The organism is Synechococcus sp. R3-13, from assembly GCF_047462195.1.
Classification (GTDB): Bacteria; Cyanobacteriota; Cyanobacteriia; order Thermostichales; family Thermostichaceae; genus Thermostichus.
Window position 1 is genome coordinate 1 of record NZ_JANSIO010000214.1, and the last position, 6283, is coordinate 6283.

Genomic DNA, 6283 nt, shown 5'->3' on the forward strand with positions numbered 1-6283 from the left:
GTCAGATGAAGATCTGGTGGAGCTATCAGCTTGGATTGGCTTTATGAACTTCTGGACTAAGGTGATTGCCGCCCTAGATGTGCCTTTGGATCCCGTCTTTGCCGAGCAACTTCACGTCTCTTAGGTAGCGGCGGGCTCTCCTCTCCCAGAGGGAGAGGGGATGGGGGTGAGGGATCCCGCCCCCCAGCCTGCCTCTAGGCCCAGTCGTCTCGCGTGCTAAAGCTGCGGTCGTACACCTGGCCGCGGGCATGGATCTGGCGAGTCCGGGCGAACAGCTCTTCTTCGCTCAGGCCCCACTGTTCCAGGATTTGATCCAAATCCCGCTGCAGATCCCAGGCGCCGGGGAAACCGTGGTAACGGATGCGCAAACGGGCAACTTCCGCCAGTACCCAATCCGAGAGGGGCCTCTCCTGAGCCTGCACCATCAGCTCATCGAGCACAGCCCGGTCGGTGGCATACTGCGGATGTTGCTGCTCTCTCCGGGATGGGCCATTCGCGGGTGAACGGGATATAGCCATCGGTCTCCCTCCTTTTTCTCTCACTCTAGTTGAGTTCCCCTGGAGACTTTCAATATCGAGGATTGGGATCCTTGATGGCATGGGATCCCGAGAAGGCAGAAGAAAACCGCTATACTGCAAATGTTGCAGACCATGAACATTCTTCAGTTGCGGAGGCGGCGGCTATGCCCATGCCCATGATCGAGACCCGTACCGACCGGATGTTGCTCAACTTTGGGCCGCACCATCCCTCTATGCATGGGGTTTTGCGTTTGCTGGTCACCCTAGATGGCGAAAACATCGTCGATTGCGAACCGGTGATCGGCTACTTGCACCGCGGCATGGAGAAAATCGCCGAAAACCGCACGGTGGTGCAATACCTGCCCTATGTCTCCCGTTGGGACTACGGGGCCGGCATGTTCAACGAGGCCATCACCGTCAATGCCGTTGAGAAACTGGCCGGGATCAGCGTGCCCAGACGGGCCAGCTACCTGCGGGTGATCATGTTGGAGCTAACTCGTATTACCAACCACCTGCTCTGGTTTGGCCCCTTCTTAGCAGATTTGGGCGCCCAAACCCCCTTCCTCTACGCCATGCGGGAGCGGGAGTGGATCCTAGACTTGTTTGAAGCCGTCACCGGCATGCGCCTGATCAACAACAACTATTTCCGGGTGGGCGGCGTGGCGGTGGACTTGCCCTACGGCTGGACGGAAAAATGCCTAGACTTTTGCGAGTATTTCTTGCCCAAAGTGGATGAATACGAGCGGCTGGTTACCGACAACCCGATTTTCCGCCGGCGGCTGGAAGGGGTGGGAGCCATCTCCAAGCAAGACGCCATCAACTGGGGTCTGTCGGGTCCCATGTTGCGGGCCTGCGGCGTCAACTGGGATCTGCGCAAAGTGGATCACTACGAGTGCTACGACGACTTCGACTGGGAGGTGGCCGTTTACCCCGAAGGGGATTGCCTGGCCCGCTATCGGGTGCGCATGAAAGAGATGCGCGAGTCCTGCAAGATCGTGCAGCAAGCCGTCAAGGCTTTGCCAGGAGGCCCCTTTGAAAACCTGGAAGCCAAGCGGATGCTGGAGGGGCCGAAGTCGGAGTGGAACAAAGGGGACTACCAGTTCATCAGCAAAAAGCCTTCCGCCAATTTCAAGATCCCCAAAGGGGAAGCCTACGTGCGGGTGGAGAGCGCCAAAGGAGAGCTGGGCATTTACATCGTGGGAGACGACAACGTTTGCCCCTGGCGCTGGAAGATCCGTCCCCCCGGCTTTGTCAATTTGCAAGTGTTGCCTCAGCTCATTCGCGGCATGAAGGTAGCCGACATGATCGCCATCCTCGGCAGCATTGACATCATCATGGGCGAGGTGGATCGCTAGGAATCGCTAAGATACTTACGGAAAGCGAGGACAAAGGCGATGGCCTGGGCGATCTTGGTTCTGCCGCTGTTGATTGTGTCTGTCATTGCTGCGGTTATCGGCCCCAAGCAATGGGCTAAGTACCAAGAGGAAAGGCGCCGCCGCGCGGAAGAGCTATCTGATGCTCGCCTTCAGGCCATCATCCAGCAGGAGCTACGCCGCCGCAACCGTCCCCCCCAATCGGATCCCAACGGCAAGACCTAGCTACAGGGATCCCAAACCCTACCCAACCCGCCATCTCTAGGGAGCTACTCACCCCCATGACAAACGCTGGTATCGACCTACAACTTGGCTTCGAGACTGCCCTACAGAACCTAGGCTTGGGAGCAGGCGCAGCCCATGCCCTCTGGATGCCCCTGCCGATGTTGCTGCTGATCATCGCCGCCACCTTGGGGGTGATGGTCATGACCTGGCTGGAGCGAAAAATCTCGGCAGCAGCCCAACAGCGGATTGGCCCCAACATGGCCGGCCCTCAGGGGGTGCTGATCCCGATTGCCGATGGCATCAAGCTGCTGACCAAAGAAGATGTTCTGCCCATCTTGGCCGACCCGGTTTTGTTCACGCTGGGGCCGATATTGGTTTTCCTGCCCGTCTTTTTGTGCTACCTGGTGGTTCCCTTTGGCCAGAACCTATTGATCTCCAACATTGCCATTGGCGTGTTCTTCCTGATCGCCATCTCCAGCGTGCAACCCATCGGTTTGTTGATGTCGGGCTACGGTTCCAATAACAAGTACTCCTTGCTGGGTGGGCTACGAGCGGCAGCTCAATCGATCAGCTACGAACTGCCGTTGGCCCTGTCGGTGTTGGCCGTGGTGTTGATGAGCAACGGTCTGGACACGGTGGGGATCGTGGAGCAGCAGAGCGGCCTGGGCATTCTGAGCTGGAACGTCTGGCGGCAGCCCATTGGCTTTGTGATTTTCTTGATCTCGGCTCTGGCGGAAACGGAGCGGATCCCGTTCGATTTGCCGGAAGCAGAAGAAGAGCTGGTGGCCGGTTACCAAACGGAGTACTCCGGCATGAAGTTTGCCCTGTTTTATCTGGGATCCTACGCCAACCTGCTGCTGGCTTCCCTCATTGCAGCGGTGCTGTACTTGGGGGGCTGGTCGTTCGTGGTGCCGGTGGAAACGATTGCCGCCTTGGCCGGGATCCCCTTGGATAACCCCTTCTTGCAGATCGGCGCGGCGGCCTTGGGCATTGTCATGACGATGGTCAAAGCTTTTATCTTCATCTTCTTGGCCATCCTGCTGCGCTGGACCTTGCCACGGGTGCGCATTGACCAACTGCTGGACTTGGGGTGGAAGTTTTTGCTGCCTGTATCCTTTGTTAACTTGCTGCTGACGGCAGCCCTAAAGCTCGCCTTCCCCACCTTTTTTGGGGGTTGAATGAGAAGTAAAGAGGCAAGAGAGGGAGAACATAGGTCATGACGTTTCTCAAGCGTGTCAAAGAATATGTGGGCGATGCCTTTCGAGCCGCCAAGTACATCGGCCAAGGCATGGGAGTGGTTTTCGACCACATGGGTCGGCGCCCGGTAACCGTGCAATACCCCTTCGAAAAGCTGATCCCCTCTGAGCGCTTTCGGGGACGCATCCACTTCGAGTTCGATAAGTGTATTGCCTGCGAGATCTGCGTTCGGGTTTGCCCCATTGATCTGCCGGTGGTGGATTGGGCCTACAACCCAGAGCTGAAGAAAAAGGAGCTCTACAGCTACAGCATCGATTTTGGGGTGTGCATTTTCTGTGCCAATTGTGTGGAGTTTTGCCCCACCAATTGTCTCTCGGTAACCGAGGATTATGAGTTGGCTACTTACGACCGCCATGACCTCAACTACCACCAAGTGGCGATGGGCCGTCTGCCCTCTAAAGTTACCGAAGACCCGATGGTGACCCCCTTGCGAGAATTTGCCTATCTGCCCAAAGGGGTAATCGATCCCCACGACTTACCTGCCGGATCCCAGCGTGCCGGTAAACGACCCGAAGAGATTTTGGCGGAAATGCGCGCTGCCAAGGCAGCCAAAGAGAAGGAAGCCAAAGCTGCAGTGGAGTAGTCGGAACAGCCAACGGCCTAGATTGCTGGTGGAGAGACCTATCCCTAGGGGCAAAGAGAGTGTGAACTTACCCGCAGATTCCCCTGAGGCGGCTAACCCGCTAAAGGCTTGGGCGACAATTCCGCTCCTGCGAACTGTTTGCGAAGTGTTATGGTAAAGCGAATGGAAGCAGTTGACTGGGAGCAACGTTCAAACAGTTTCATCATAGGGTTCGGAAGAAAAAGAACAGGCAGCCGCCCCCTCTTACTAGGAAGGAGGCTAGAAGCACGGAGGCTAGCGAAGAACGCTGGCTGCAACTAGGGTTGTAGGTAGCCATCGCAAATCTCTAACAAGAAAACGAAATTAAGAGCCAAAGCTGCTTGCAAGGTTTGCCAACCCCCCTTCAGGGAAACCGAAAGGCAGGGTCACCCATATGGTAGGTACCCAAAGGGACATCAAAACCCGGCGGCAGGGCAACTGCTAAGTCTCCAGGGGAAGAAACGGCAGAAATACCCATAGCATCCTCACATTTCAAAAGGGTAGCCTTCCACGCCTGAGCAACCTTGAGCCAAAGGAAAACCAATCGCCTAAACACAGACAAAAGCTAGTTTACGGGAATGCTAGGTCCAAGGTTGAAATAAGTCGTGCTGCCAGGGTTAGTTGTGTTGTCGAAGGTGCTAAGGGTGATGGTTCCCACTGTGATGGGCGCTGGGGAAGGGACAGCAGGGGTGATACGAACCTGACCGCCAAAGGGAAGGATAAACGGAGCCGGGAAGGTGACGACATCCCCAGACACCGATGTGGAAGTGGCAATAACTGTGCCGTCTGCCTGAGTAATAGTTACCGTTGCAGCTGCAGGTAAGCTAGGGATTGTGATCCTTGGGCCAGAAGGTATGGGCGTGGGTGTAGGCGTCGGGGTGGAAGGAGGCGTCGGCCTAAGTGTGGGCACGGGTGTAGGTGTCGGGGTGGGAGAAGGCGTTGGCTCAGGTGTGGGTGTGAAGAGTCCCACAGCAACTCTCTCAGCAAAGTTCCCCTGGAAGGCATTGCCGGCTAGGTAGGCTGCAATCACCACATCTGGGGTGCCGGGGGCCGCTTGAATTGCTATCCCTCTGCCCTCGCCCCGAGCCAGAAATGTATTTCCAGAAAGGGTACGGGCTTGTGTTCCTTGCAAGATGCGAATGCCGACGCTCCCGGCTATCCCACCCACGCCGATCCTGTTGGATTGAATGGATGGAATTGAGCCTGCCCCATCCAGCTGAATCCCGGTAGTGCCACTCGTACCTGCTTGCCGCGCCTGCAGTACCAAGCCGGCTCCAGCCGTGGGTGGATCCCCTTCGATTTGGTTGTTGCGGAAGATCCCGCCGGAGTTGTCGCTGTAGCGAACGGCCAAAGCCCCCAAAGCCTGCAGGAGAATTGTGTTGTTTTCAAGGATGGGATTGCTGCCCGGCACAGTGCCTATGCCCACCCCACCCGTTTTACTGACAATCGGCGAGACACGGCTGACCCGGCCATTCCCAGAGATCTGCACACAGGGATCCAAAAATTGCTGGCACAAAATCTCGGCCAATTGGTTCAAGGCTCCCTCTAGAACCGCAGCATTGCCGTTGACCAAGATGTTGGAGCGAGGGTCGTTGAGGGTGACCTTGCGCGGCTGAAAAGTGCCGTTGTTCACCTGCACCCGTCCACCCCCCAGCACCACATCTACCCCCTGCAGGCTGGTTTGGCTGGCTACAATCACGTCAAAGAGCCCGGTCAGGATCTCATAGGCGGTGGAGCTGGTGATGCGAATGCGACCGCCGTTGGTGCCATCGCCGCCATCCAGGGCCAGGTTGCTTTGCAAAGTTTCCCTGCCCGTCCCCAAAATCTCGATCAGCACCTCCAGGCCCGCCGTGGCAGTCTGAAGCCGTTGGGCCTCTGCAACTGCGTCTGCCAGCTTGGTAAAGGGGCCACTGGCCGGATCTACTCTCAGGATGATGGGCCCGCCACCTGGGGGAGGAAGCGGTGGAGAACTGCCGCCGCCGCCACAGCCGAGGGCAATCCCGGCCAACAGGGGCAGCACTAGGGAAGGGATCCTCCAAGCAGATTTGGATACTTGGCCGACCATAGGTGGAAAGCCCTTTCAAGCGCTTAGCGGTCAAGGTTGTCAGAGCAACAAACAACTGCCACGGGGTCAAGGTACAGATGGCCAAGCTGGGATCCAATGCCCTCAGCAAAAGCATCCTCTAACGAATCCCCTCCTCAGTCAAGGCTTCGCAAGGGATCCGCAATCAATCATCAATCGGCAACAAAAATCTCAAAAATCTAGCGCTCTTCAGGTACTTCGAGGGTTCCGGCGAGGATGTCTTGCT

General features: G+C 57.0%; 6 protein-coding genes. 4 read left to right on the forward strand and 2 right to left on the reverse strand.

Features of this window, described 5'->3' with window-relative positions:
• Window positions 1-194: 194 nt before the first annotated feature.
• Window positions 195-518, reverse strand: coding sequence for a DUF3288 family protein (locus NW856_RS06630; RefSeq protein WP_414383787.1), 324 nt, complete (start codon window positions 516-518; stop codon window positions 195-197).
• Window positions 519-688: 170 nt separating this feature from the next.
• Here NW856_RS06630 and NW856_RS06635 point away from each other — a divergent pair, with 170 nt between their 5' ends.
• From NW856_RS06635 to ndhI, 4 genes are read left to right on the forward strand one after another with little or no spacing between them, the layout of a single operon-like run.
• The gene (locus tag NW856_RS06635) at window positions 689-1873 is read left to right on the forward strand and encodes an NAD(P)H-quinone oxidoreductase subunit H (RefSeq protein ID WP_041437160.1); all 1185 of its coding nucleotides are present in this window, start codon (window positions 689-691) and stop codon (window positions 1871-1873) included.
• A gap of 39 nt (window positions 1874-1912) precedes the next feature.
• On the forward strand, window positions 1913-2116 hold the full coding sequence (locus tag NW856_RS06640) for a hypothetical protein (RefSeq protein ID WP_011432507.1): 204 nt from the start codon (window positions 1913-1915) through the stop codon (window positions 2114-2116).
• A gap of 56 nt (window positions 2117-2172) precedes the next feature.
• Window positions 2173-3294, forward strand: a complete 1122-nt coding sequence (nuoH, locus tag NW856_RS06645) for an NADH-quinone oxidoreductase subunit NuoH (RefSeq protein WP_041436294.1) — start codon at window positions 2173-2175, stop codon at window positions 3292-3294.
• Between the two features lie 38 nt (window positions 3295-3332).
• Window positions 3333-3956, forward strand: a complete 624-nt coding sequence (gene ndhI, locus NW856_RS06650) for an NAD(P)H-quinone oxidoreductase subunit I (RefSeq protein ID WP_414344323.1) — start codon at window positions 3333-3335, stop codon at window positions 3954-3956.
• A 583-nt stretch (window positions 3957-4539) separates the two neighbouring features.
• On the opposite strand, the gene NW856_RS06655 is transcribed toward ndhI, so the two are convergent.
• On the reverse strand, window positions 4540-5994 hold the full coding sequence (locus tag NW856_RS06655) for a right-handed parallel beta-helix repeat-containing protein (protein WP_414399585.1): 1455 nt from the start codon (window positions 5992-5994) through the stop codon (window positions 4540-4542).
• Window positions 5995-6283 lie beyond the last annotated feature (289 nt).

Excerpts from the sequence above, each read along its gene's own strand:
- ndhI (WP_414344323.1), top strand. The coding sequence starts at position 3,333 with ATGACGTTTCTCAAGCGTGTCAAAGAATATGTGGGCGATGCCTTTCGA.
- nuoH (WP_041436294.1), top strand. The coding sequence starts at position 2,173 with ATGACAAACGCTGGTATCGACCTACAACTTGGCTTCGAGACTGCCCTA.
- NW856_RS06635 (WP_041437160.1), top strand. The coding sequence starts at position 689 with ATGCCCATGATCGAGACCCGTACCGACCGGATGTTGCTCAACTTTGGG.
- NW856_RS06630 (WP_414383787.1), bottom strand. The coding sequence starts at position 518 with ATGGCTATATCCCGTTCACCCGCGAATGGCCCATCCCGGAGAGAGCAG.
- NW856_RS06640 (WP_011432507.1), top strand. The coding sequence starts at position 1,913 with ATGGCCTGGGCGATCTTGGTTCTGCCGCTGTTGATTGTGTCTGTCATT.